This window comes from Bradyrhizobium sp. Leo170, from assembly GCF_004296405.1.
Taxonomy (GTDB): Bacteria; Pseudomonadota; Alphaproteobacteria; order Rhizobiales; family Xanthobacteraceae; genus Bradyrhizobium.
Window position 1 is genome coordinate 1 of sequence record NZ_PSRR01000117.1, and the last position, 21,800, is coordinate 21,800.

The window sequence follows — 21,800 nt, forward strand, 5'->3', positions numbered from 1 at the left end:
CCGTCGACATCGGCGGTGTCGGTGTTGGTCATCGACTGCACGACGATCGGGGCGCCCCCGCCGACGGCGACATGGCCGACCATGACCTGGGTTGTCTGATGCCGGGCCTTGGGACCGGCGACATCGCTCAATAGTTCGGGCTTGTTCATGGCGTCTCGAATATCAGGTTTTGGTGACATTCACCAAGGGGGCACGAAGGCGGGCTGGCGCTTTATTGGATCACATATTTTCTAACGGAGATTCAACGAGTTGCGCCTGAAGCGGAGATCGGAGCAAGACGGGCGGTTGTCCGGACGCTGACCGGTATATCGGGGGAGGATTCGGGGGATTAAAGGGCCCGCGAACACGCGAGGACGGCTTTTCATCCCCCGCTGCGCGCCATAGCTTAAAGTAAACACAACCTGCGGGAGGTGCAGATGGCAACGAGGGATGGGCTTATCACCACGGCGGAACTTGCCGATATCCTGCATCAGCCGGATCTTCGCCTGTTCGACTGTACGACCTATCTGGAGCCTGCGCCCGAAGGCAGCGGCGTGCCCTATATTGCGGTGCCAGGGAAAGCGACCTTTGAGGCCGGCCATGTCGCGGGCGCCGATTTTCTCGATCTGCAGGGCGAATTCTCCGATCCGAACACGGAACTGCGGTTCATGATGCCCCACGTCGGGCAGCTCGAAGCCGCATTCGGCCACCACGGGATCGGTCCCGACAGCCGGGTGGTGCTGTATTCGATCGGCACCCCGATGTGGGCGACGCGCTTCTGGTGGATGCTGAAATCGCTGGGCTTCGACGGAGCCTCCGTGCTCGACGGCGGCCTGGACAAGTGGAAGGCGGAAGGCCGCCCGCTCGAGACTGGCCCCGCCAAGGGCTATCCGCCGGCGACGTTTGCAGCCAAACCGCGAACGGGTTTCTTCGTCAGCAAGAACGACGTGCTCGCCACGCGCGGCGACCAGGGCACCGTCACCGTCAATGCGCTGGGTCCGCAATTCCACGCAGGCCTTGAGCCCAGCCGCTACGGCCGGCCAGGCCGTATTCCCGGGAGCGTCAATGTGCCGGCGGCGACGTTGCTCGATCCGGCAACGAAAACGTTCGTTGCGCCGGCGGAGGCCGCAGCAAGATTCGCGAGCCAAGGCATCAGCAAGGACAAGCGCGTGATCGCCTATTGCGGCGGCGGCATTTCCGCCACGGTCGATTTGTTCCAACTCCATCGGCTCGGCTACGACAACCTCACCCTCTATGATGCGTCGATGGGCGAATGGGCCAAGGACGAGACGCTGCCGATCGAGAGGGGATAGGCGCGAAGCGCAAGTTCTCTCCGCGTCATTGCGAGCGAAGCGAAGCAATCCATGGCGCCGCCTGCGGAAGCATGAATTGCTTCGCTGTGCTCGCAATGACGCGGAAAGTCTACCACAACACGCACCTGTCATTCCGGGGCGATGCGAAGCATCGAGCCCGGAATCCATTTATCCACTCGCGCGTGCGGCCCGATGGATTCCGGGCTCGCGACTTCGTCGCGCCCCGGAATGACAGTGATGGTTCACGCCGGCACGTTGGGATCCGGCGTCACTTTCGGATCGGGCTTGTTGACGAGATAGAGGCCGACGATCACCAAGAGCGCCGCGACGCCGAAAACGGGCGTCAGCGTGTCGTGCATGATGATGTAGGCAGCGACGACGCCGAACAGCGGCGTGATGAAGGTGAAGGCCGACAGTTTGCTGGCGGAATACATCTTCACCATCGCAAACCAGATCACAAAGGTGCAGCCGACCACCCAGATCGCCTGGTACGTCATCAAGGCAAGCGACAGCGGGCTCGGAAAATGGGTGACGGTTTCGCCCGCAAGCCACGAGGCGATACCCAGGATCGGAATCGACAGGGCGACCTGGTAGCCGAGCGCCTTTTCCGGCGCGGCCTTGCGCAGCGCCGTTCCCTTGGCGACCAGCGTCGTGGCCGCCCATAGTGCGCCGCCGCCGACCACCATCAGGTCGCCAAGCAATATTTTGGCGTCGACATCAGGCTGCGGCACGCCGATCGCGAGCGCGACGCCGGCAAAACTCAAGGCGAGCCCGCTCCACTGCAAAGCGGAGAGCCGCTCGCCGAGGAACTGATAGGAGCCGAGCGCGACGAAGAACGGTGCCGTATAAAGGAAGACCGACGCGCGCGAGGCTGAAGTGAACATCAGGCCGCTGAAGATCAGCACGAACTCGATGCCGAACATCAAGCCCGCGGCCAGGCCGGCCAGAAGCGTGCCGTCGCGCTCGAAGAACTTGACGCCGCGCAGCCAGCCCACGATCAGCATCACCGGCAACGCGCCGGCGGAGCGGATCATCGCCTGCAGCATCGGCGGAATGTCTGATATCACGAGCTTGATCGCGATCTGGTTGAATCCCCAGCTCACGCACAGCATCAGCATGATCGCGACCGCACCCGGGGTGAGCGCGCGGCCGGTAGCGGCGACGCTGGAGATGGTTTGCGTTGACATGTTGCCTCAGTTTCCGGCTTGGCGCCGTGTTATCTTTGTCAGCCTGATCGCCGGAACAGGGACTTCCGGATTTCGTGCAGAAGAGATCGTCATTGCGAGCGGAGCGAAGCAATCCATTTCACCGCTCGTGGAGGCGTGGATTGCTTCGCTCCGCTCGCAATGACGGGAATTCGATTTTCCTAGATTACTTCTGGCAATGCGCGCAAGTGCCGGCGATCTCGACCACCGACAGCTTCGGCGCAAAGCCCGCCGCGCGCGCCGCGGCCTTCAGGCTCTGTGCCACCGGCGCCGCCGGGATTTCGCCGACCGCGCCGCAGCGATCGCAGATCAGGAACGCCACCATCGAAGTCTCGTCGTGATCATGGGCGCAGGCCAGAAACGCGTTCCGGCTTTCGATGCGGTGGACGAGGCCGTTTTCCATCAGGAAGTCGAGCGCGCGGTAGACGGTGATCGGCGCCGGGCGCGGCATCGACTTGGCGAGCTCGTCGATCACCTCATAGGCGCCGAGCGGCCGGTGGCTGGACAATAGCGCCCCGAGCACCTGACGGCGGATCGGCGTGAACTTCTGCGCCCGCCGCGCGCAGACCTCCTCGGCATGCGCGATCCCCTCCGCAGTGCAGCGGCCGTGATCGTGGTCAGGTGCAGGAAATGTGGTTTTTGCCAACGTCATATGCATCATTTTAGCAGCCTGACGGGCGATCCCAAAGCCCCGGGCCCCGTCGCGTTCCCAGCCATGTTCTGGAAGCGGAGCTGCCTTCCGTTAACCGAGCGTGCGGAAATCATAAGCTAGCTTATTATAGCCAAAGCTTATGGAGGGTAATTATGCCGGGGTCCGTCGACGCGAACTTCATGTTCACGCTCGGTGAATTGTTTCGCCTGATCCGCGTCTACGCGGACAAGGAGGCCGCGCGCTACGGAATCACCCGCGCGCAATGGGCGGTGCTGACCAAGGTCGAGCGCAGCGAGGGAATGAAGCAGACCGAGCTTGCCGAGCTGCTCGAGATGCAACCGATCACGCTGACGCGGCTGATCGACAAGCTCTGCGACAATGGCTGGATCGAGCGCCGCGGCGACGAGAACGACCGTCGCGTCAACCGCCTCTATCTGCGCAAGGCGGCGCGCCCGCTGCTCGCCAAGCTCGCCGGCCTTCGCTCCGAACTCACTGCGACCGCGCTGGAAGGCATCAATCCCGCCGATGCCCACCGCCTGCTCGCCCAACTCGAATCAATCAAGGAAAACGTCCGCAATGCCATCCAAACCCCGGCCGGCGAACCCTCCAGAAAGGAGCAGCGCTATGGCTGATCCCGTCCTGAAACTCGCGCCCGAGCAGAGGGACAATCCGGCCTCGGCTCCAGCGAAGACCGATCAGCCGCGCGGCCTGATGGCGGGCTTGCGGCGCTATCGCCGATTCCTCCTCCTGGTCGTGTTGCCGCTGGTGGTGCTGGTCGGCGGCGTCGTCTTCTATCTTAACGGCGGCCGCTACGTGTCGACCGACGACGCCTATGTCGGCGCGCAGAAGGTGCTGATCACGCCCGACATCTCCGGAAAGATCGAGAAGGTCGTGGTCAAGGAAGGCCAGCAGGTCAAGGAAGGCGACGTGCTGTTCGAGATCGACGCGGTGCCGTTCCGCCTTGCGGTGGACCAGGCCAAGGGCGCGCTCGACCAGGCACGCACGACCTACGACAACCTGGTCGCCAATATCAGAATCTATGGCCAGATGCTCGACCTGGCGCAACGCGGGGTCGACCTCAAACAGCGTGACGTCGACCGCAAGCAGTCGCTGGTGAAGAGCAATTTCGGTTCGCAGCTCGACCTCGACAATGCCGCGACGTCGCTGGTGACCGCGAGCGCGCAGGCTGAGTTCATCAAGCAGCAGATCTCCAGTTCCAAGGCGCAACTACTCGGCAATCCCGATCTGCCGCTGGAGCAATTCCCGCCTTATGCGCAGGCCAAGGCCAAGCTCGATGATGCCCAGCGCAACCTGGACCACACCGTGATGCGCGCGCCGATGGCGGGCACCGCCACCCAGGTCGAGCAGATCCAGCTCGGCCGCTTCATCGCCGCCGGCACGCCGGTGTTCTCCATCATCGACGTGGCCAACCCCTGGGTCGACGCCAACCCGAAGGAATCCGACTTCACCTATGTCGCGGTCGGCCAGCCGGTCGACCTCGAGGTCGACGCCTTCCCGAACCACACGTTCAAGGGCACGGTCGGCTCGCTCTCGCCCGGCACTGGCGCGCAGTTCGCGATCCTGCCGCCGCAGAACGCGACCGGCAATTTCGTGAAGGTCGTGCAGCGCGTGCCAGTCAGGATCTATTTCGACCAGAACGACAGGATGGTGCGCAAGCTGAAGGCGGGCATGAGCGTCTACGCGACCATCGACACCAACCATCGCCGCTCGCTGTCCGGCCTGCTCGGCCTGTCCTCGGCCGCAGCGACCCACGAACAGGACTGATCTCAGCAATGTCGACGGCGGCCCCCTCGCCCAGCATGGTGCCCGGCATGCGCCGGAACATGGTGACGGTCTGCGCCATGACGGCGACCGTCATGCAGGCGCTGGACACCACCATCGCCAATGTCGCGCTGCCCTATATGCAGGGCACGCTGTCGGCGTCGCAGGATCAGATCAACTGGGTGCTGACGTCCTACATCGTGGCGGCGGCGATCATGACCGCGCCGGTCGGCTGGATCGCCAACCGGTTCGGGCGCAAGCGCATCTTCATCATCTGCTCCGCGGGCTTCACCGTTGCCTCCGTGCTGTGCGGCCTGGCGCAGGACATCACCCAGATGGTGCTGTTCCGCCTGCTGCAGGGCGTGTTCGGCGCAGCGCTGGTGCCGCTGTCGCAGGCCGTGATGCTCGACTCCTACGCACTGCATGAGCGCGCCAAGGCGATGTCGATCTGGGGCATGGGCGTGATGATGGGCCCGATCATGGGCCCGTCGCTCGGTGCCTGGCTGACCGAGACCTATTCCTGGCACTGGGTGTTCTTCGTCAACCTGCCGTTCGGCGCCATCACCGTGCTCGGCCTCATCGTCTTCATGGACGAGACCAAGCAGAATTTGAACCTGCGCTTCGACTGGTTCGGCTTCGGCGCGCTCGCGCTCGCGATCGGCTCGCTGCAGCTCGCGCTCGATCGCGGCGAGCAGCTCGGCTGGCTCGAATCCAACGAGATCATAGCCGAATTCATCATCTCCGGCATCGGCTTCTATTACTTCTTCGCCCATTCGTTCACGACGACAAAACCCTTCATCCAATTCGAGCTGTTCAAGGACAAGAATTTCGTCGGCGGCTGCGTGTTCATGACCGTGATGGGGCTCGTGCTCTACTCGACCATGGCGCTGTCCTCGCCTTACTTGCAGAACGTGATCGGCTATCCCATCATCACCGCCGGCGTGCTGCTGGCGAGCCGCGGCTGCGGCACCTTCGTCGCGATGATGCTGGTCGGGCGCATGATGCGCTTCATCGAGGCGCGCACGCTGATCATCTCCGGCCTCGCGCTGACGGCGGCGTCGCTGTTCGTGATGACGGGCTGGACCGACCAGACCAGCGCGACCGAGATCGTGGTCGTGAGCATCGTCCAGGGTTTCGGCTTCGGACTGGTGTTCGTGCCGCTCTCGACCGTTGCGTTCTTGACCCTGCCCAATCACCTGCGCACGGACGGCACCTCGATGCTGACGCTGCTGCGCAACGTCGCGAGTTCGATCGGCATCTCTATCGTGATCGCGCAGCTCACGGAAGGCTCCCGGCGCATCTATGCGACGCTGTCCGAGCACATCAACCCGTTCAACCACGCACTGCAGATGCCCAATGTCAGTGGCATGATCAATTTGAACACCGACACCGGCCGCGCGATGGCGGATAAGATCGTCGCGGTGCAAGCGCAGATCATCGCGTTCGCCCACGACTACCAGCTCGTGATGGTGTTCATCCTGGCCTCGATCCCGCTTGCGATCATGATCGGCTCGACCAAGGCCGCGCTGCGGTCGCAATCGCAGGCATCGTCGGACCATGCGGCGGTGATGGAGTAAGGCCTGAGCCCCTTTCCGTCATTGCGAGCGGAGCGAAGCAATCCATCTCTCAGCTTGCGGCGGCGTGGATTGCTTCGCTTCGCTCGCAATGACGACGTGGCGGCCCCGGGTTACGCTAGCGCTCCACCCGGGCTACGGCGCTACGGCACTCACGAAGGAGTTATTCCCGGCACAGCGGCCCTGGTTGATGCGTCGACCAATCCTATCTCCTCACCGAGATCCCTGGAGGTTGGAACATGGCGGGTTCAGCGCTGGTCGTTGGTGCGAGCGGTATTGTCGGCAATAATTTGGTCCGGCACCTTCGTCGGCAGGGGTGGCAGGTTTACGCCTTGGCGCGTCGGCCGCCGGCCAACATCGACGGCGTGCAGCCGGTGGCGGCGGACCTGCTGGATCCCGCATCGGTTGGCAAGGCGCTGCAGGATTTGAGACCGACGGACGTACTCATCAGCACGTGGTTGCGGCAGAACACCGAGGCCGAGAATATCATGGTCAACTCCGGAATGGTGCGCAACCTGCTCGATGCGTTGTCGTCCGCAGGCTCCGTCAGGCATGTCGCGCTCGTGACTGGGCTCAAGCACTATCTTGGTCCGTTCGAAAATTACGGCAAGGGCAGCCTGCCCGCCACGCCGTTTCGGGAAGACCAGCCGCGGCTCAATATCGAGAATTTCTACTACGCCCAGGAAGACGAAGTGTTCGCCGCGGCCAAGCGCGACGGCTTTGGCTGGAGCATCCATCGGCCGCACACCATCATCGGCTATGCCGTGGGCAACGCGATGAACATGGGCGTGACGCTCGCGGTCTACGCCACCATCTGCCGGGAGACCGGCCGTCCCTTCCTGTTTCCCGGCTCGGCGATGCAGTGGAATGGTCTTACCGATATGACGGATGCGCGGCTGCTCGCACGCCATCTGGAATGGGCGGCGACAACGCCGGCCGCGCGTAATCAGGCGTTCAACGTCGTCAATGGCGATGTGTTTCGCTGGAGCTGGATGTGGCAACGGCTGGCCGACTGGTTCAACCTAAAGCCAGCGCCATTTCCGGGCGAAGGGATTCCGCTGGAGCGGCAATTGGCCGATGCGGGCCCGATCTGGTCCGACATCGCGCAGAAATACCGGCTGACCGAGCATGATCTCGGCGTGCTCGCTTCGGCCTGGCACACCGACGCCGACCTCGGCCGCCCGATCGAGGTCGTCACCGATATGAGCAAAAGCCGCAAGCTCGGCTTCCTGGAATACCAGGCAACCGACGACAGCTTCTTCGATCTCTTCGCCCGTCTGCGGGAAGAGAGAATCATTCCGTAACGCCTGCCGGTCACGCCACCGCGTCGAGCCGGACGTAGCCCGGGTGGAGCGAACGCGTAACCCGGGACATCAGCGTCAAGGTTTGCGAGCGGCCCCGGGTTACGCTGGCGCTCCACCCGGGCTACAGCACTCCAACGCGGCGCCGTCAGCCGGCGATCTCGGTCAATTCATCGACGGCGAGCAGGGCTTCCGAGCAATCATCGTCGCGGAAGTAGGCGCTGCGGGTGAACAGCACAGGAATGCCGGCGCGCGAGGCCGCGAGCAATCCGTTGCGCGAGTCCTCGATGGCGATGCAGCGCGAAGCGGGGAGCGAAAGCCGCGCCAGCATCATGAGATAGACGTCGGGCGCCGGCTTCTTCTCCGGCACATCGTCGCCCGCGACGATCGCCTCGAACCATTCAGCCCAATCCTCGCCCAGCGCGACCGACAATAGCGCATCGATATTGGCATGCGAGGTCGTCGTCGCGATCGCCAGCCGTTGGCTGCGCCGTCGTGCCTTTCGGAGCAAGGCCTCCACGCCGGGCCGCAGCGGGCAGCCGCCCGTTGCGATCAGCTCGGCATAACGCGCGGTCTTGATCCCGTGCAGCTCTGCGATCTCGCGATTCGATAGCAGCGGCATGGTTCGCTTGCACATGGCAAACGCGCGGATCCGCTCCTTGCCTCCGGCGACACGCAGCAACCCTCCGTAGGTCGCCTGGTCCCAGTACCAGTTGAGGCCTGCGCGCGAGAACGCGTCGTTGAAGGCGCGGCGGTGTACCTCCTCCGTCTCGGCCATTGTGCCGTCGACGTCAAAGATCAGTGCGTGGGCGCGAGCGATGAGGTCCTCGAAGGCCGCCGTCCGCACGGCTGTCAGCGTCTCGCTCATGTCTCCTGGTCCGTCGCGCCTTTCGAAAATACCCGGCTTGCCAGCACATCACCGGCCTCGATCGACATCACATCGTCGGTCGTGAGCACCCGGTCGAGCCGGGAGACGATGCGGTTGGCCTGGCGGAGCCGGATGCGATCCAGAGCATTGCGGATCGAACGCGCGTTGGAGAATAGCGGCTGGGTCTTGCGCACGGCGATGTAGCGGATGAAGGCATCACGCGCCGCCGATGAAAGACGATAGTTCTGCTGCTGCAGCATCAATTCGGCGATCGCGAGCAGCTCGGCGTCCGAATAATCGGGGAAGTCGATGTGATGGGCGATGCGGGAACGAAAACCCGGATTGCTCTGGAAGAATTTTTCCATGCGGTCGCCATAGCCGGCGAGGATCACGACCAGATCCTCGCGCTGCTGCTCCATGATCTGCAGGAGAATCTCGATCGCCTCCTGGCCATAGTCGCGCTCATTGTCGGGGCGATAAAGATAATAGGCCTCGTCGATGAACAGCACGCCGCCCATCGCCTTCTTCAGGATCTCCTTGGTCTTCGGCGCAGTGTGGCCGATATATTGCCCGACCAGATCGTCGCGGGTGACGCTGATGACATGGCCGCGGCGCACGAAGCCGAGCCGGTGCAGGATGCTGGCCATGCGCAACGCCACCGTGGTCTTGCCGGTGCCGGGATTGCCGGTGAAGGACATGTGCAGGGTCGGAAAGGTGGTGGCGAGCGCCATCTTCTGCCTGATACGCTCGACCAGCAGCAGCGCTGCGATCTCGCGGATGCGCGTCTTCACGGGCGCCAGGCCGATCAGCTCGGAATCGAGCTGGTCGAGCACGGCGCCGATGCCGAGGTCGGCGAATTCGCGCCGGAGATCGACGGCCTCCAGCGGGGCTTCGTGAGTCTGTGGCTGTGGTTGCGTCATCCTGCTCTCGTGTCGAAAAGCTCCGTCGCCGCAACCTAGCGACGACGGAGAAGTGCATCCGGACCAGGTCGGCCGAGGGAGCCACCCGCCTGGCTTTGAACCGGACGCGGTTAACGGTCGACGTAACGCTCGCCTTCAGGGCGCTCCGCCGCATAAGCGTGCGTCGAATAGCGGAGGTTGCGGCCGACGGATTCCTGCCGGTCGAGACGGAAGCCGGGCTCGTCCTTGGGCCGATTGACGATGAAGGAGATGCGAACGGATTCCCATCCGTGGCTCGAATCGAAACCGGAGATCCGGATGTACCGGTCGCCATAGACACGCCGGCATTCGGCGAGCTCCCGCATGATGCCAGCAGCGTCGGGCAAATCGAACATCGGCAGGCCCCACATCTCCCAATAGGTGTTGCGGGGATGCGGATCGTCGGTGAACTCGATGTTCACCGCCCAGCCCTTGTCCAGACAATACTGGACCTGCGCGGTGATCTGCTCGTCGGTGAGATCGGGCAGGAAGGAGAAGCAGCCCTGGGTTATGCGCATGATCAAGCTCCTTTCAGACCGCGACGCTCGGTGTCGGAACGAAATCCGGAGCATCGGTCGATTCGTAGTTGAAGGTGACGTCCTTCCAGACCTCGAGCGCCTCGCGCAGCGGCGTGCAGCTCTGCGCAGCCTTGGCCAGGATCTCCGGCCCCTCATGGACGTAGTCGCGCCCCTCGTTGCGGGCGAGGATCATGGCTTCCAGCGCGACGCGGTTGGCGGTGGCGCCCGCCTGGATGCCCTGCGGGTGACCAATGGTGCCGCCACCGAACTGCAGCACGACGTCCTCGCCCAAGAGGTCGAGCAACTGATGCATCTGGCCGGCATGGATGCCGCCCGAGGCCACCGGCATCAGCTTGTTGAGGCTGGCCCAATTCTGGTCGAAGAACACGCCGTGCTCGAGCTGCATCGGATTGAAGTCCTCGCGGCAGATGTCGTAGTAGCCGCGCGTCGTGTTCGGATCGCCCTCGAGCTTGCCGACGACAGTACCGGCGTGAATGTGATCCACGCCCGCGAGCCGCATCCATTTTGCAATCACACGGAACGAGACGCCATGCGACCGTTGCCGGGTGTAGGTGGAGTGGCCGGCGCGGTGCAGATGCAGGATCATGTCGTTCTTGCGCGCCCATTTCGCCATCGACTGGATCGCGGTGTAGCCGATCACGAGATCGATCATGATGACGACGGAGCCGAGCTCGCGGGCGAAATCGGCGCGTTCGTACATGTCCTCCATCGTCGCCGCGGTGACGTTGAGATAGGTACCCTTGATCTCGCCGGTCGCGGCCTGCGCGCGGTTCACCGCCTCCATGCAGTAGAGGAAGCGCTCGCGCCAATGCATGAAGGGCTGCGAGTTGATGTTCTCGTCATCCTTGGTGAAATCGAGCCCGCCCTTCAGCGCCTCATAGACGACGCGGCCATAATTGCGGCCGGAGAGGCCGAGCTTCGGCTTGACAGTGGCGCCGAGCAGCGGACGCCCGAACTTGTCGAGCCGCTCGCGCTCGACCACGATGCCGGTCGCCGGCCCCTGGAACGTCTTCACATAGGCGATCGGCAGCCGCATGTCCTCGAGCCGCAGCGCCTTCAGCGGCTTGAAGCCGAAGACGTTGCCGATGATCGATGCGGTGAGATTCGCGATCGAGCCTGCCTCGAACAGGTCGAGATCGTAGGCGATGTAGGCGAAATAGCTGCCGGGCGAATTCGGCACCGGATCGACGCGGTAGCATTTCGCGCGATATTTTTCCGCCGCCGTCAGGCGATCGGTCCACACCACGGTCCAGGTCGCGGTCGAGGATTCGCCGGCCACCGCCGCGCAGGCTTCGGTCGGATCGACGCCGTCCTGCGGGGTGACGCGGAACAGCGCGATGACGTCGGTGTCCTTGGGTACGTAATCGGGCTCCCAATAGCCCATGCGCTTGTATTCCATCACGCCGGATTTGTAGCGATCCTTGCCGCGCAGGGTCATCGACTGCATGTTCATATGGTCCTCCTGAAATTGTTCTGGCGTGCCCCTCACGCTGCTTCGGTCATCGCCCCAATTTGCGGATCGAGCGCGCCGGCGCGGTAGCGCCTCGCCATCTCGGAAAGCGGAATCACCTTGATCTTTCCGGCATTGCCCGCGGTGCCGAACTGCTCGAACCGGTCACGGCAAAGATCGCGCAAGGCTTCCATCGCGGGCTTCAAGAATTTGCGCGGATCGAATTCGCTTCTCGATTGGGTCGCGACCTTGCGGAAGGCGGCGGCCATCGCAAGGCGACAGTCGGTATCGATATTGACCTTGCGCACGCCGTGCTTGATGCCGCGGACGATCTCCTCGACCGGAACGCCCCAGGTCTGCGGCATCTCGCCGCCGAACTGGTTGAACATGTCCTGCAATGGCTGCGGCACCGAGGACGAGCCGTGCATCACCAGATGTGTATTCGGCAGCCGCTGATGGATCTCCTCCACCACGCGCATCGCGAGGATGTCGCCATCGGGCCGCCGCGTGAACTTGTAGGCGCCATGCGAAGTGCCCATCGCGATCGCGAGCGCATCCACCTTGGTGGCGCGGACGAAATCGACCGCCTGGTCGGGATCGGTCAGGAGCTGGTCATGGCTGAGCTTGCCTTCGACGCCGTGGCCGTCTTCCTGCTCGCCGCCGCCATGCTCGAGCGAGCCGAGCACGCCGAGCTCACCCTCGACGGAGGCGCCGACCCAGTGCGCGATCTCGACGACGCGGCGGGTGATACCGACATTGTAGTCGTAATCGGCTGCGGTCTTGGCATCGGCCTTCAGCGAGCCGTCCATCATGACCGAGGTGAAGCCGTAGCGGATCGCGGTGGTGCAGGTGGATTCCTCGTTGCCATGATCGAGATGCAGACAGAGCGGTACGTCCGGATACATCTCCTCGAGCGCATCGATCATCTTCGACAGCATGACGTCGCCCGTATAGGCGCGCGCGCCGCGCGAGGCCTGGATGATGACGGGCGCATCGCAGGCGGATGCGGCCTCCATGATCGCGAGCCCCTGCTCCATATTGTTGATGTTGAAGGCCGGCACGCCGTAGCCGCGTTCGGCGGCATGATCCAATAATTGCCTCAGGGTTATCCGCGCCATGCTTATTTCCTTTCGTTTGCCCTCTGGATCACGCGCCTGGCCGCGGCAGCGACGGCGGCCGGCGTGATGCCGAACTCGCGGTAGAGCACGTCGGCCGGTGCGGAGGCGCCGAAACCGTTCATGCCGACGAACTCGCCGTCGTCGCCGAGCCAGCGCGCCCAATCGCCTTCGACGGCAGCCTCGATGCCGACGCACGGCGCATCGCCCAGCACCTTGGCCTGATAGTCGCGCGGCTGCTTCCGGAACAAATCGAAGCACGGCGCGGAAACGACGGCGGCGCGGATGTTCTCGCTTCCAAGCAGCTTCGCCGCCTCGAGCGCGATCGATACTTCCGAGCCGGTTGCAATCAGCGTGACGTCACGGCCTCCGTCCGGCTCGATCGCCACATAGGCACCGAGCGCGACGTAGTTGGTATCGGTCACGTCGCGGAAGGCGGGTAGCGCCTGCCGCGACAGGCACAGGATCGACGGCGAGGTCTCGGCTTGCAGCGCGCAATCCCAGGCTTCCGCGGTCTCGATTGGATCGGCAGGACGGAACACCAGCAGATTGGGAATCGCACGGAGCGCGGCGAGATGCTCGACCGGCTGGTGGGTCGGGCCATCCTCGCCCAGCCCGATCGAATCATGGGTCATGACGTGAATGACGCGGATGCCCATCAGCGCCGCAAGCCGGATCGCGGGGCGGCTGTAGTCGGCGAACGCGAGGAATGTTCCGCCATAGGGGACGAAGCCGCCGTGCAGCGCGATGCCATTCATCGCCGCCGCCATCGCATGCTCGCGGACGCCATAGTGGATATAGCTGCCGTGCAGCCAGCCCGAGCGAACCGGCACTTGCGATTTCGCTAGCGTGAGATTGGAGTGCGTCAGGTCGGCCGAGCCGCCGAGCAGGTTGGGCAGCACCTCGGCGATCGCATCGATCACGTGTTGCGATGCCTGCCGTGTCGCAAGCTTCGGACGTTCGAGCTCGAAACGCTCCTTCAGCTTCGCCATCGCCTCGGTATAGACGCCAGGCAACTTCTTGTTCAGCGCATCGTGGAACGGCGACCTGCCGCCGCCGTTGCAGGCGCGCCGTGAACGCTCGATCCAGGCACGCCGCGCCGCACGGCCGCGCGCGCCGATCTCGCGCCATTCCGCAAGCACGGCTGGCGGAATTTCAAATGGCTGGTAGCGCCAATCAAGCGCCGCCCGCGTTTTGGCGACCTCCTCCGATCCGAGCGGTGCACCATGAACCTTCTCGCTGCCTTGCCGATTCGGCGCGCCGAAGCCGATCACGGTCTGGCAGGCGATCAGTGACGGCAGGTCGCTCTTCCTGGCTTCATCGATCGCCCTCGCAACCGCTTGCGGATCATGGCCGTCGATCCGACAGGCCGACCAGCCGGAGGCCCTGAAGCGCGCGAGCTGATGGTCCGAACAGGACAGCGACGTCGCCCCATCGATCGAGATCCGGTTGTCGTCGAACAGCACGATCAGCCGGTTCAGCCGTAGATGGCCCGCGAGCGAGATCGCCTCGTGGCTGATGCCTTCCATCAGACAGCCGTCGCCGGCGATGACGTAGGTGAAGTGGTCGACGAGTTCATCTCCGAACCGCGCGTTCATCAACCGCTCGGCGAGCGCCATGCCGACGGCGGTCGCGATGCCCTGCCCGAGTGGGCCGGTGGTCGTCTCCACGCCGGGCGTGTGGCCATATTCGGGATGGCCTGGAGTTGTCGATCCCCACTGGCGGAACGCCTTGAGCTGATCGAGCGTCACGCTCTCATAGCCAGTCAAATGCAGCAGCGCGTAGAGCAGCATCGAGCCATGGCCGGCGGAGAGGATGAAGCGGTCGCGGTCGGGCCAGGCCGGGTCATCGGGATCGAATTTGAGGAAGCGCGAGAACAGCACGGTCGCGACATCGGCCATGCCCATCGGCATGCCCGGATGCCCGGACTTCGCCTTCTCGACGGCATCGATGGCGAGGAAGCGGATGGCGTTCGCCATCTCGGCATGGCTGACTTGGGCGCGGCTGGCCACAGACGCAAGTGCGGTCATATCGTTCGCCTCTTTCGTTCCATCAGTTGCAGGATCAGCGGGGTGAGGATGAGCTGCATCGCCAGATCGAGCTTGGCGCCGTGGATCACGATCGAATTGGCGCGCGACATGAAGCTGTGCGGAATCATCGAGAGCAGATAGGGAAAATCGATGCCGCGCGGGTTCTTCAGCCGGATCACGACCATCGATTCGTCCGGTGTGGGGATCCAGCGCGCGATGAACGGATTCGATGTGTCGACCGTCGGCACGCGCTGGAAGTTGATGTCGGTCTCGGTGAACTGCGGGCAGATGTAGTTCACATAGTCAGGCATGCGCCGCAGTATGGTATCGGTCACCGCCTCCGTGGAATAGCCGCGGTGGCTGCGGTCGCGATGCAGCTTCTGGATCCATTCGAGATTGATGACGGGGACGACGCCGATCTTGAGGTCAGCATATTTGGCGACGTTCACCTTGTCGGTGACGACGGCGCCATGCAGGCCCTCGTAGAACAGGAGATCGGAATTCTCCGGCAACGGCTCCCATTGGGTGAAAGTGCCGGGATCCCCGCCATAGAGCCGCGCCTCGTCCCCGTCGTGCACATAGTGCCGCGTCGTGCCGGTGCCGGACTCGCTATAGTCGCGGAACAGCTTTTCAAGATCCTCGAACAAATTGGTCTCGGGGCTGAAATGGCTGAAATGCTTGTTGCCGCGATCGGCCTCCTCGACCATCTTGCTGCGCATCTCGGCGCGGTCGTAGCGGTGGAAGGCGTCACCCTCGACATAGGCGGCGCTGACATTCTCGCGCCGGAAGATGTTCTCGAAGGTCTTCCTGACCGACGTCGTTCCGGCGCCGGAAGAACCCGTGACCGATATGATGGGGTGACGCCGCGACATGCCGGCCTCCTTCAGCGAAACAATCCGCGGCGCGCGAACAAGGGCGCGTCGGCGTTTTCGAACAGCGGCTCGACACCTTCGTGCATCATATCGATGTCGCGCACGGTGCGCGGCGATCCCATGATCAAGGGCACCCGCTGGTGCGGCGTCCGCGCCGAAAGCTCGAGAATGCGGGCACGCCCGCTGGAGGCGGCGCCATCAGCCCATTCCATGATCAGCGCCACGGGATGGGCTTCGTAGAGCAGGCGCAGGCGGCCCTCGCGGTAGCCCGGGCGCACATCGGCCGGATAGAGGAAGACGCCGCCACGGACCAGGATGCGGTAGGCTTCCGCCACCAGCGATCCGATCCAGCGCATGTTGAAATCGCGGCCGCAGTCGCCATTGGCGCCCGCGAGGCATTCGTCGATATAGCCACGCACGGCGCCGCTCCAGTGCCGGCGGTTGGAGGCGTTGATCGCGAACTCTGGTGTATCGGGCGGAATGCGGACGCCGCGCCCGGTCAGCACGAATTCGCGCGTCGGGGGATACAGTGTGAAGACATCGACGCGCTGGTCGAGTGCCAGCACCAGCACGGTCTGCGGGCCATAGATGAAAAAGCCCGCGGCGATCTGCGCGGTGCCGGGCTCGAAGAAGGTCGAGAGGATGTCACGCGCTTTGGGCCGGATCGAAAAGATGGTGCCAACCGAGATGTTGTTCGCAAGATTGGCCGAGCCGTCGAGCGGGTCGATCGCGACACAGAGCGGCGCCTCGGCATCGAGCGTCTCCGGCAGTTCCACTTCCTCCGAGAGCACGGCGGCCACCGGCGCTGTGCGCAGGGCGTCGCGCATCAGCTGATCTGCGACAACATCGATGTCCTTTTGGGTGTCGCCGTCGGGGTTGACCGCGCCGTCGCGGCCGGTGATGCCGACCAGCGGGCCCGAGGCGATGACGCCTGCGAGTTCGACCGCCGCCGCGGCCAGCGCCTCCACCACCGCGACGGCTGCGGCGCGGACGCTGTCCTGACGCGCGGGATCGTCGAGATAGGCATGCAATGCAGGAAGATGATCCACGGCCGCTCTCCCATTCATCGAGCCCTCTCGACGGGACTTCGCTTGACGCGGCTCCGGGTTGGAGTCGCTGTCGCCACTATCAACACGCGAATTGCCGAATTAGTGAAATTTTAATATCTTAAGTGTGTCCAAAGTATTTTTTATGGAGGTGCTCGTGCCGGGGCATTTCTCGCGCGACCTCACCCTTCGTCAGCTACGCGCATTGACCGCCGTGCATGCGGCCGGCTCGATCACGGGCGCGGCGAACCGGCTCAACCTCACCCAGCCGGCGGTCACCCTGCAGCTTCGCAACCTGCAGGAACTCGCCGGCCTGCCGCTGATCCAGCGCACAGTTGAAGGCATGGCGTTGACCGATGCCGGCCGCACCGTTCTCGCGCTGGTCGAGCGCATCGAATCGGCGCTCGCCGACTGCGAACAGTCGCTCGACATGATTGCGGGCAAGAGCGGCGGGCGTGTCGCGATGGGCGCGGTCAGCACCGCGAAATACTTCGTGCCGTTCGCGATCGCGGCGTTCTCGCAGCGCTACCCGAAGATCGACGTGACGCTCAGGATCGGCAACCGCGAGGACATCCGCGACGCGCTGCGCGGCTACGATCTCGATATCGCCGTGATGGGGCAGCCGCCACCGGACATCGAGGTCGAGATGCGCCCGCTCGGCAGGCATCCGCACGTGATCATCGCCGCCGCCGATCATCGGCTCAATGGAAAGAAGCGCGTCGCGGCTAGCGATCTCGCCTTTGAGACCTTCATCACCCGCGAGCACGGCTCCGGCACGCGGATGCTGATGGAGCAGTTCTTCCAGAAGCATCGGATCGAGCCCAAGGTCGGCATGGCCATGGACAGCAACGAGACCATCAAGCAGGCGGTGATGGCCGGGCTCGGGATCGCCTTCATTTCCCAGCACACCGTGTTCCACGAACTGGAGGAAGGGCGGCTGGTGGTGCTCAAGGTCGCGGGCCTGCCCGTGATGCGCCAATGGCACGCGATGCGCCGCGCCGACAAGATCCTGCTGCCGCCGGCGCAGGCGATGCTGGAGTTTTTGGGGAAGGAGGGATCGCGCTATTTGCCGAATGTTCGATGAGGACAGCGCATATTTACGCTCAGAACGCGGACCCCGTCGTTGCGAGCCACCGGGTCGGCGCGTAGCGCCGCCCGATGACAGGCTCCGCGAAGCAATCCATGCCTCCACTTGCGGAGAGATGGATTGCTTCGTCGCTTCGCTCCTCGCAATGACGGCCGGGAGTCACACGTCGAAGAACACCGTCTCGTTGTCGCCCTGCAGGTGGATGTCGAGCACGTAGGCCGCACTCGCCTTGCGCTTGGCAATCAGCGTCGCGCGGCGATCCGACGGCACCAGCGCCAGCACGGGATCGGTGGCGTTGGCCGCTTCATCGTCGAAATAGATCCGGGTGTAGAGATGCAGCAGCATGCCGCGCGCGTACACCGCGAGCAAAATGTGCGGTGCCTGCGGCTTGCCGTCCGGATCAGGTACCTGGCCCGGCTTGATGGTGTCGAAGGAGTAGCCGCCCTTGGCATCGGTGCCGACGCGGCCAAACCCCTTGAACGAACTGTTGGGCAACGCGCGGGCATCCTGCGGATCGGAGAACCGGCCCTGCGCGTCGGCCTGCCAGATCTCCAGCATGCAGTCCGGCACCGGCACGCCGTCGCCGTCGAACACCGTGCCTTCGACGCGGATGCGCTCGCCGGAAACGTCAGGCGTGATCAGGTTGTTGGTGAAGGCGTCGTTCCACGCGTACTCGCCGTTCGGCGTCAGGCCGTATTTGAAATACGGGCCGACCGTCTGCGATGGCGTGATGCCGTCCGGCCGCTGCTCGCTCACGATTTATTCTCCATCGGCGTCGCGTTCCTGCCGCGCAGGACAATGTTGAAGCGGTAGCACAGCGCCCATTCCGGCTGGGTGTTCTCGAGATCGAACGACGAGATCATCCGCGCGCGCGCCTTCTCATCCGTCACCGAATTGAAGATCGGATCGAACGGAAACAAGGGATCGGCCGGGAAATACATCTGTGTCACCAGGCGCGAGATAAAGGAATGGCCGAATACCGAGAAATGGATGTGGGCCGGGCGCCAGGCGTTGTGGTGATTGCCCCACGGGTAGGCGCCGGGCTTGATCGTGATGAACCTGTAATAGCCGCTCGCATCGGTCTGCGCGCGGCCGGCGCCCGTGAAGTTCGGATCGAGCGGTGCCGGATGCTGATCGACGACATGGACGTAGCGGCCGCAGGCATTGGCCTGCCACAGTTCGACCAGCGCGTTGGGCACGCCGCGGCCGTCCTCGTCGAGCACATGGCCGTGCACGATGATGCGTTCACCGAGCGGCTCGCCCTTGTGCTGGATCGTGAGGTCGTTGTCGTTCTCGCGTACCGTCTCGTGGCCATAGACCGGGCCGGTCAGTTCGGAGAGCGTTTGCCGGATCGGGATCAGCGGCTTTTGCGGCGCGCGCTTGACCGTCGAGCGATAGGCCGGCGACAACCGCGGCGGATGCGCCGCGAGCGATTGCAGCGGATAGAGCAAGGTCATGACGATTTCCTCCCTGGCGCTCCTTGCCGGTGAGCCAGCCGTCGAATCATTATAGGATATAACTAACCCGGAAAAGCGGTGTTTTTCGCCTTTCTGTCCCGTCATTGCGAGCGAAGCGAAGCAATCCATGCCTCAGCAAGCGGCGAAATGGATTGCTTCGCTTCGCTCGCAATGACGCAGACAGATCAATTCAACTTCTCGATCGCTGCCGCAACGCCCTGGCCGACGCCGACGCACATGGTTGCCAAGGCAAGCTTCCCGCCCCGCTTCTCCATGCCATGCACCGCCGTCAGGGCAAGCCGCGCGCCGCTCATGCCAAGGGGATGGCCGAGCGCGATAGCGCCACCATGCGGGTTCACGAAGTCGGCATCCTCCTTGACCCCGAGCTGGCGCAGGCAGGCTATGCCCTGCGAGGCGAAGGCCTCATTGAGCTCGATCAAATCGAAATCAGTGATCCTGAGGCCGAGCCGCTCCATCAATTTGCGCGTCGCCGGCACCGGGCCGATGCCCATGATGCGCGGCGGCACCGCGGCCGATGCGAGCCCGAGGATGCGCGCCCGTGGCGTCAACCCGTGCTTCTTCACGGCGGCCTCGGACGCAAGGATCATGGCGGCGGCGCCGTCGTTGACGCCGGAGGCATTGCCGGCCGTCACCGTGCCGGGATTGCGCACCACCGGCTTCAGCTTGGCGAGGCCTTCCAGCGTCGTCTCCGGACGCGGATGCTCATCCTTGTCAACGGTAATGGGGCCCGCCTTGCCGCCCGGCGCGGAGACCGGCGTGATCTCCTCGGCGAAATAGCCGGCCGCGATTGCGGCGCCTGCGCGCTGCTGCGAGCGGATCGCGAACGCATCCTGGTCAGCGCGCGAGACCTGGAATTCCTCGGCGACGTTCTCGCCGGTCTCCGGCATCGCATCGACGCCATACTGCGCCTTCATCAGGGGATTGATGAAGCGCCAGCCGATCGTGGTGTCGAAGATTTCGGCCGAGCGCGAGAACGCTTCCGCCGCCTTGCCCATCACGAACGGCGCCCGCGTCATCGATTCAACACCGCCGGCGATCGCGAAATCGATCTCGCCGGCGCGGATGGCGCGGCCGGCGGCGCCGACCGCGTCGAGGCCGGAGGCACAAAGCCGGTTCAGCGTCTGGCCGGGAACCGTATCAGGCATGCCCGCGAGCAGCAGCGCCATGCGCGCAACGTTGCGGTTGTCCTCGCCGGCCTGGTTGGCGCAGCCGAAAAAGACCTCATCCACCTGCGCCCAGTCCAGATTCGGATGCTTCGCCATCAGCGCCTTGATCGGGGTGGCGGCGAGATCGTCGGTGCGCACCTTGGCGAGAGATCCGCCGAAGCGGCCGATCGGGGTCCGGACGGCATCACAAATGTAGACATCACGCATCGATTCTCTCCCTGATTGCCGCCGGTTCGGCGCTAGAGGCTTGGATTGGGGCCGAGTTTTAGGAGCGCCCTGACGAGAGGTCAATTGACGGGAACGCGCCCCTCGCCCGCTCTCACGACGTGGAGAGGGTGGAAAACCTTCAATCGGCCGGCAAAGCGGTGGGACGGAAGGACGAAATTTTGTAGTTTCCGCCCCCTCATGACCGTCCAGCAGCCCATTCCTGTTCCACCCGAAGCGACGTCGAATGCGGAGGCGCCTACGCGCATCACGCCGATGATGGAACAGTATCTCGAGATCAAGGCCGCCAATCAGGGCCTGCTCCTGTTCTACCGGATGGGCGATTTCTACGAATTGTTCTTCGAGGACGCCGAGATCGCCTCCAAGGCGCTCGGCATCGTCCTGACCAAACGCGGCAAGCACCAGGGCATGGACATCCCGATGTGCGGCGTGCCGCTCGAACGCGCCGAGGACTATTTGCACCGGCTGATCGCGGCCGGCCACCGCGTCGCCGTGTGCGAGCAGAGCGAGGATCCGGCGACGGCGCGCGCCCGCGGCAACAAGAGCGTCGTGAAGCGCGACGTGGTTCGGCTGGTGACGCCGGGCACGCTGACCGAAGACACGCTGCTCGATGCCCGCACCAATAATTACCTTCTGGCGATTGCGCGCGCCCGCGGCTCGTCCGGCGGCGACCGCATCGGGCTCGCCTGGATCGATATTTCGACCTCGGAATTCATGGTGACGGAATGCTCCGTCGCGGAGCTTCCGGCGACGCTGGCGCGGATCAATCCGAATGAAGCCATCGTCGCCGACGCGCTCTATAATGACGTCGAGTTCGGGGCGAACTTGCGCGAATTGCCGGCGGTGACGCCGCTCACCCGTGACGTCTTCGACGGCGCCACCGCCGAGCGGCGGCTGTGCGACTATTTCGCGGTCGCGACCATGGACGGCCTCGCAGCGATGTCGCGATTGGAAGCCACCGCCGCCGCGGCCGCCGTCACCTATATCGACCGCACGCAGGTGGGCAAACGGCCGCCATTGTCGCCGCCCTCGCGCGAAGCGGTCGGCACGACGATGGCGATTGACCCGGCGACGCGCGCCAATCTCGAATTGACCCGAACGCTCGCCGGCGAACGCCGCGGCTCGCTGCTCGATGCGATCGACTGCACCGTGACCGCTGCCGGCTCGCGCCTGTTGGCGC

Annotated in this window: 21 protein-coding genes; 7 read left to right on the forward strand and 14 right to left on the reverse strand. The window is 64.1% G+C overall.

Features of this window, described 5'->3' with window-relative positions; all coding sequences use genetic code 11:
- Positions 1-149 (reverse strand): flavodoxin-dependent (E)-4-hydroxy-3-methylbut-2-enyl-diphosphate synthase (locus CWO89_RS20290; RefSeq protein WP_165421249.1); only part of this gene is annotated, 149 nt, incomplete at its 3' end.
- Positions 150-416: 267 nt separating this feature from the next.
- Here CWO89_RS20290 and CWO89_RS20295 point away from each other — a divergent pair.
- Positions 417-1,292, forward strand: a complete 876-nt coding sequence (locus CWO89_RS20295) for a sulfurtransferase (protein WP_130580510.1) — start codon at positions 417-419, stop codon at positions 1,290-1,292.
- Between the two features lie 242 nt (positions 1,293-1,534).
- Here CWO89_RS20295 and CWO89_RS20300 read toward each other — a convergent pair whose 3' ends face one another.
- Together CWO89_RS20300 and CWO89_RS20305 are read right to left on the reverse strand one after the other, a co-directional pair.
- Positions 1,535-2,410, reverse strand: coding sequence for a DMT family transporter (locus CWO89_RS20300; RefSeq protein WP_130580527.1), 876 nt, complete (start codon positions 2,408-2,410; stop codon positions 1,535-1,537).
- Positions 2,411-2,663: 253 nt separating this feature from the next.
- Positions 2,664-3,149, reverse strand: coding sequence for a Fur family transcriptional regulator (locus CWO89_RS20305; protein ID WP_130580528.1), 486 nt, complete (start codon positions 3,147-3,149; stop codon positions 2,664-2,666).
- 152 nt (positions 3,150-3,301) lie between these two features.
- Here CWO89_RS20305 and CWO89_RS20310 point away from each other — a divergent pair, with 152 nt between their 5' ends.
- The 4 genes from CWO89_RS20310 (at position 3,302) to CWO89_RS20325 (ending at position 7,809) form a co-directional block, all read left to right on the forward strand.
- The gene (locus CWO89_RS20310) at positions 3,302-3,781 is read left to right on the forward strand and encodes a MarR family winged helix-turn-helix transcriptional regulator (protein ID WP_207234525.1); all 480 of its coding nucleotides are present in this window, start codon (positions 3,302-3,304) and stop codon (positions 3,779-3,781) included.
- On the forward strand, positions 3,774-4,934 hold the full coding sequence (locus CWO89_RS20315) for an HlyD family secretion protein (RefSeq protein ID WP_130580512.1): 1,161 nt from the start codon (positions 3,774-3,776) through the stop codon (positions 4,932-4,934). The genes CWO89_RS20310 and CWO89_RS20315 overlap by 8 nt, the downstream gene beginning before the upstream one ends.
- Before the next feature lie 8 nt (positions 4,935-4,942).
- Positions 4,943-6,508, forward strand: coding sequence for an MDR family MFS transporter (locus CWO89_RS20320; protein WP_130580513.1), 1,566 nt, complete (start codon positions 4,943-4,945; stop codon positions 6,506-6,508).
- Positions 6,509-6,744: 236 nt separating this feature from the next.
- On the forward strand, positions 6,745-7,809 hold the full coding sequence (locus CWO89_RS20325; protein ID WP_130580514.1) for an SDR family oxidoreductase: 1,065 nt from the start codon (positions 6,745-6,747) through the stop codon (positions 7,807-7,809).
- A 145-nt stretch (positions 7,810-7,954) separates the two neighbouring features.
- Here the strand turns inward: CWO89_RS20325 and CWO89_RS20330 are convergent, their stop codons facing one another.
- The 8 genes from CWO89_RS20330 to CWO89_RS20365 form a co-directional block, all read right to left on the reverse strand.
- A complete protein-coding gene (locus CWO89_RS20330) occupies positions 7,955-8,674 on the reverse strand; it encodes an HAD family hydrolase (RefSeq protein ID WP_130580515.1) in 720 nt (239 codons plus the stop codon).
- Positions 8,671-9,594 (reverse strand): CbbX protein, encoded by a 924-nt coding sequence (cbbX, locus tag CWO89_RS20335; protein ID WP_130580516.1) that lies wholly within the window; start codon positions 9,592-9,594, stop codon positions 8,671-8,673. The genes CWO89_RS20330 and cbbX overlap by 4 nt, the downstream gene beginning before the upstream one ends.
- Positions 9,595-9,704: 110 nt before the next feature.
- The gene (locus CWO89_RS20340) at positions 9,705-10,130 is read right to left on the reverse strand and encodes a ribulose bisphosphate carboxylase small subunit (RefSeq protein ID WP_130580517.1); all 426 of its coding nucleotides are present in this window, start codon (positions 10,128-10,130) and stop codon (positions 9,705-9,707) included.
- Positions 10,131-10,143: 13 nt separating this feature from the next.
- On the reverse strand, positions 10,144-11,604 hold the full coding sequence (locus tag CWO89_RS20345) for a form I ribulose bisphosphate carboxylase large subunit (protein ID WP_130580518.1): 1,461 nt from the start codon (positions 11,602-11,604) through the stop codon (positions 10,144-10,146).
- Positions 11,605-11,636: 32 nt separating this feature from the next.
- Complete coding sequence (fba, locus tag CWO89_RS20350) at positions 11,637-12,719, reverse strand: class II fructose-bisphosphate aldolase (protein ID WP_130580519.1); 1,083 nt, start codon at positions 12,717-12,719, stop codon at positions 11,637-11,639.
- Between the two features lie 2 nt (positions 12,720-12,721).
- Positions 12,722-14,746, reverse strand: coding sequence for a transketolase (gene tkt / locus CWO89_RS20355; protein ID WP_130580520.1), 2,025 nt, complete (start codon positions 14,744-14,746; stop codon positions 12,722-12,724).
- Complete coding sequence (locus CWO89_RS20360; protein WP_130580521.1) at positions 14,743-15,618, reverse strand: phosphoribulokinase; 876 nt, start codon at positions 15,616-15,618, stop codon at positions 14,743-14,745. Before CWO89_RS20360 ends, tkt begins: the two co-directional genes overlap by 4 nt.
- Before the next feature lie 11 nt (positions 15,619-15,629).
- Positions 15,630-16,685, reverse strand: a complete 1,056-nt coding sequence (locus CWO89_RS20365) for a class 1 fructose-bisphosphatase (protein ID WP_130580522.1) — start codon at positions 16,683-16,685, stop codon at positions 15,630-15,632.
- Between the two features lie 136 nt (positions 16,686-16,821).
- Between CWO89_RS20365 and CWO89_RS20370 the strand changes: the two genes are divergently transcribed.
- Positions 16,822-17,748: a LysR family transcriptional regulator gene (locus CWO89_RS20370; protein ID WP_130580523.1), complete on the forward strand. Its 927-nt coding sequence runs from the start codon at positions 16,822-16,824 to the stop codon at positions 17,746-17,748.
- 162 nt (positions 17,749-17,910) lie between these two features.
- Here CWO89_RS20370 and pcaG read toward each other — a convergent pair whose 3' ends face one another.
- The 3 genes from pcaG to pcaF all read right to left on the reverse strand — a co-directional run bounded on the left by pcaG (position 17,911) and on the right by pcaF (position 20,602).
- The gene (pcaG, locus tag CWO89_RS20375; RefSeq protein ID WP_130580524.1) at positions 17,911-18,507 is read right to left on the reverse strand and encodes a protocatechuate 3,4-dioxygenase subunit alpha; all 597 of its coding nucleotides are present in this window, start codon (positions 18,505-18,507) and stop codon (positions 17,911-17,913) included.
- A complete protein-coding gene (gene pcaH, locus CWO89_RS20380) occupies positions 18,504-19,208 on the reverse strand; it encodes a protocatechuate 3,4-dioxygenase subunit beta (RefSeq protein WP_130580525.1) in 705 nt (234 codons plus the stop codon). Before pcaH ends, pcaG begins: the two co-directional genes overlap by 4 nt.
- A 185-nt stretch (positions 19,209-19,393) precedes the next feature.
- The gene (gene pcaF / locus CWO89_RS20385; protein ID WP_130580526.1) at positions 19,394-20,602 is read right to left on the reverse strand and encodes a 3-oxoadipyl-CoA thiolase; all 1,209 of its coding nucleotides are present in this window, start codon (positions 20,600-20,602) and stop codon (positions 19,394-19,396) included.
- Between the two features lie 198 nt (positions 20,603-20,800).
- Here pcaF and CWO89_RS20390 point away from each other — a divergent pair.
- Positions 20,801-21,800, forward strand: a 1,000-nt coding sequence (locus tag CWO89_RS20390; RefSeq protein WP_502702910.1) for a MutS N-terminal domain-containing protein, incomplete at its 3' end; no start/stop codon positions are given.

What these genes read in the sequence shown, in the direction of transcription:
- CWO89_RS20325 (WP_130580514.1), top strand. Translation starts at nt 6,745, where the DNA reads ATGGCGGGTTCAGCGCTGGTCGTTGGTGCGAGCGGTATTGTCGGCAAT.
- pcaF (WP_130580526.1), bottom strand. Translation starts at nt 20,602, where the DNA reads ATGCGTGATGTCTACATTTGTGATGCCGTCCGGACCCCGATCGGCCGC.
- CWO89_RS20310 (WP_207234525.1), top strand. Translation starts at nt 3,302, where the DNA reads ATGCCGGGGTCCGTCGACGCGAACTTCATGTTCACGCTCGGTGAATTG.
- fba (WP_130580519.1), bottom strand. Translation starts at nt 12,719, where the DNA reads ATGGCGCGGATAACCCTGAGGCAATTATTGGATCATGCCGCCGAACGC.
- CWO89_RS20315 (WP_130580512.1), top strand. Translation starts at nt 3,774, where the DNA reads ATGGCTGATCCCGTCCTGAAACTCGCGCCCGAGCAGAGGGACAATCCG.
- CWO89_RS20320 (WP_130580513.1), top strand. Translation starts at nt 4,943, where the DNA reads ATGTCGACGGCGGCCCCCTCGCCCAGCATGGTGCCCGGCATGCGCCGG.
- CWO89_RS20330 (WP_130580515.1), bottom strand. Translation starts at nt 8,674, where the DNA reads ATGAGCGAGACGCTGACAGCCGTGCGGACGGCGGCCTTCGAGGACCTC.
- pcaH (WP_130580525.1), bottom strand. Translation starts at nt 19,208, where the DNA reads ATGACCTTGCTCTATCCGCTGCAATCGCTCGCGGCGCATCCGCCGCGG.
- CWO89_RS20340 (WP_130580517.1), bottom strand. Translation starts at nt 10,130, where the DNA reads ATGCGCATAACCCAGGGCTGCTTCTCCTTCCTGCCCGATCTCACCGAC.
- CWO89_RS20345 (WP_130580518.1), bottom strand. Translation starts at nt 11,604, where the DNA reads ATGAACATGCAGTCGATGACCCTGCGCGGCAAGGATCGCTACAAATCC.
- CWO89_RS20300 (WP_130580527.1), bottom strand. Translation starts at nt 2,410, where the DNA reads ATGCTGATGCTGTGCGTGAGCTGGGGATTCAACCAGATCGCGATCAAG.
- CWO89_RS20295 (WP_130580510.1), top strand. Translation starts at nt 417, where the DNA reads ATGGCAACGAGGGATGGGCTTATCACCACGGCGGAACTTGCCGATATC.
- CWO89_RS20360 (WP_130580521.1), bottom strand. Translation starts at nt 15,618, where the DNA reads ATGTCGCGGCGTCACCCCATCATATCGGTCACGGGTTCTTCCGGCGCC.
- tkt (WP_130580520.1), bottom strand. Translation starts at nt 14,746, where the DNA reads ATGACCGCACTTGCGTCTGTGGCCAGCCGCGCCCAAGTCAGCCATGCC.
- cbbX (WP_130580516.1), bottom strand. Translation starts at nt 9,594, where the DNA reads ATGACGCAACCACAGCCACAGACTCACGAAGCCCCGCTGGAGGCCGTC.
- CWO89_RS20305 (WP_130580528.1), bottom strand. Translation starts at nt 3,149, where the DNA reads ATGACGTTGGCAAAAACCACATTTCCTGCACCTGACCACGATCACGGC.
- CWO89_RS20365 (WP_130580522.1), bottom strand. Translation starts at nt 16,685, where the DNA reads ATGAATGGGAGAGCGGCCGTGGATCATCTTCCTGCATTGCATGCCTAT.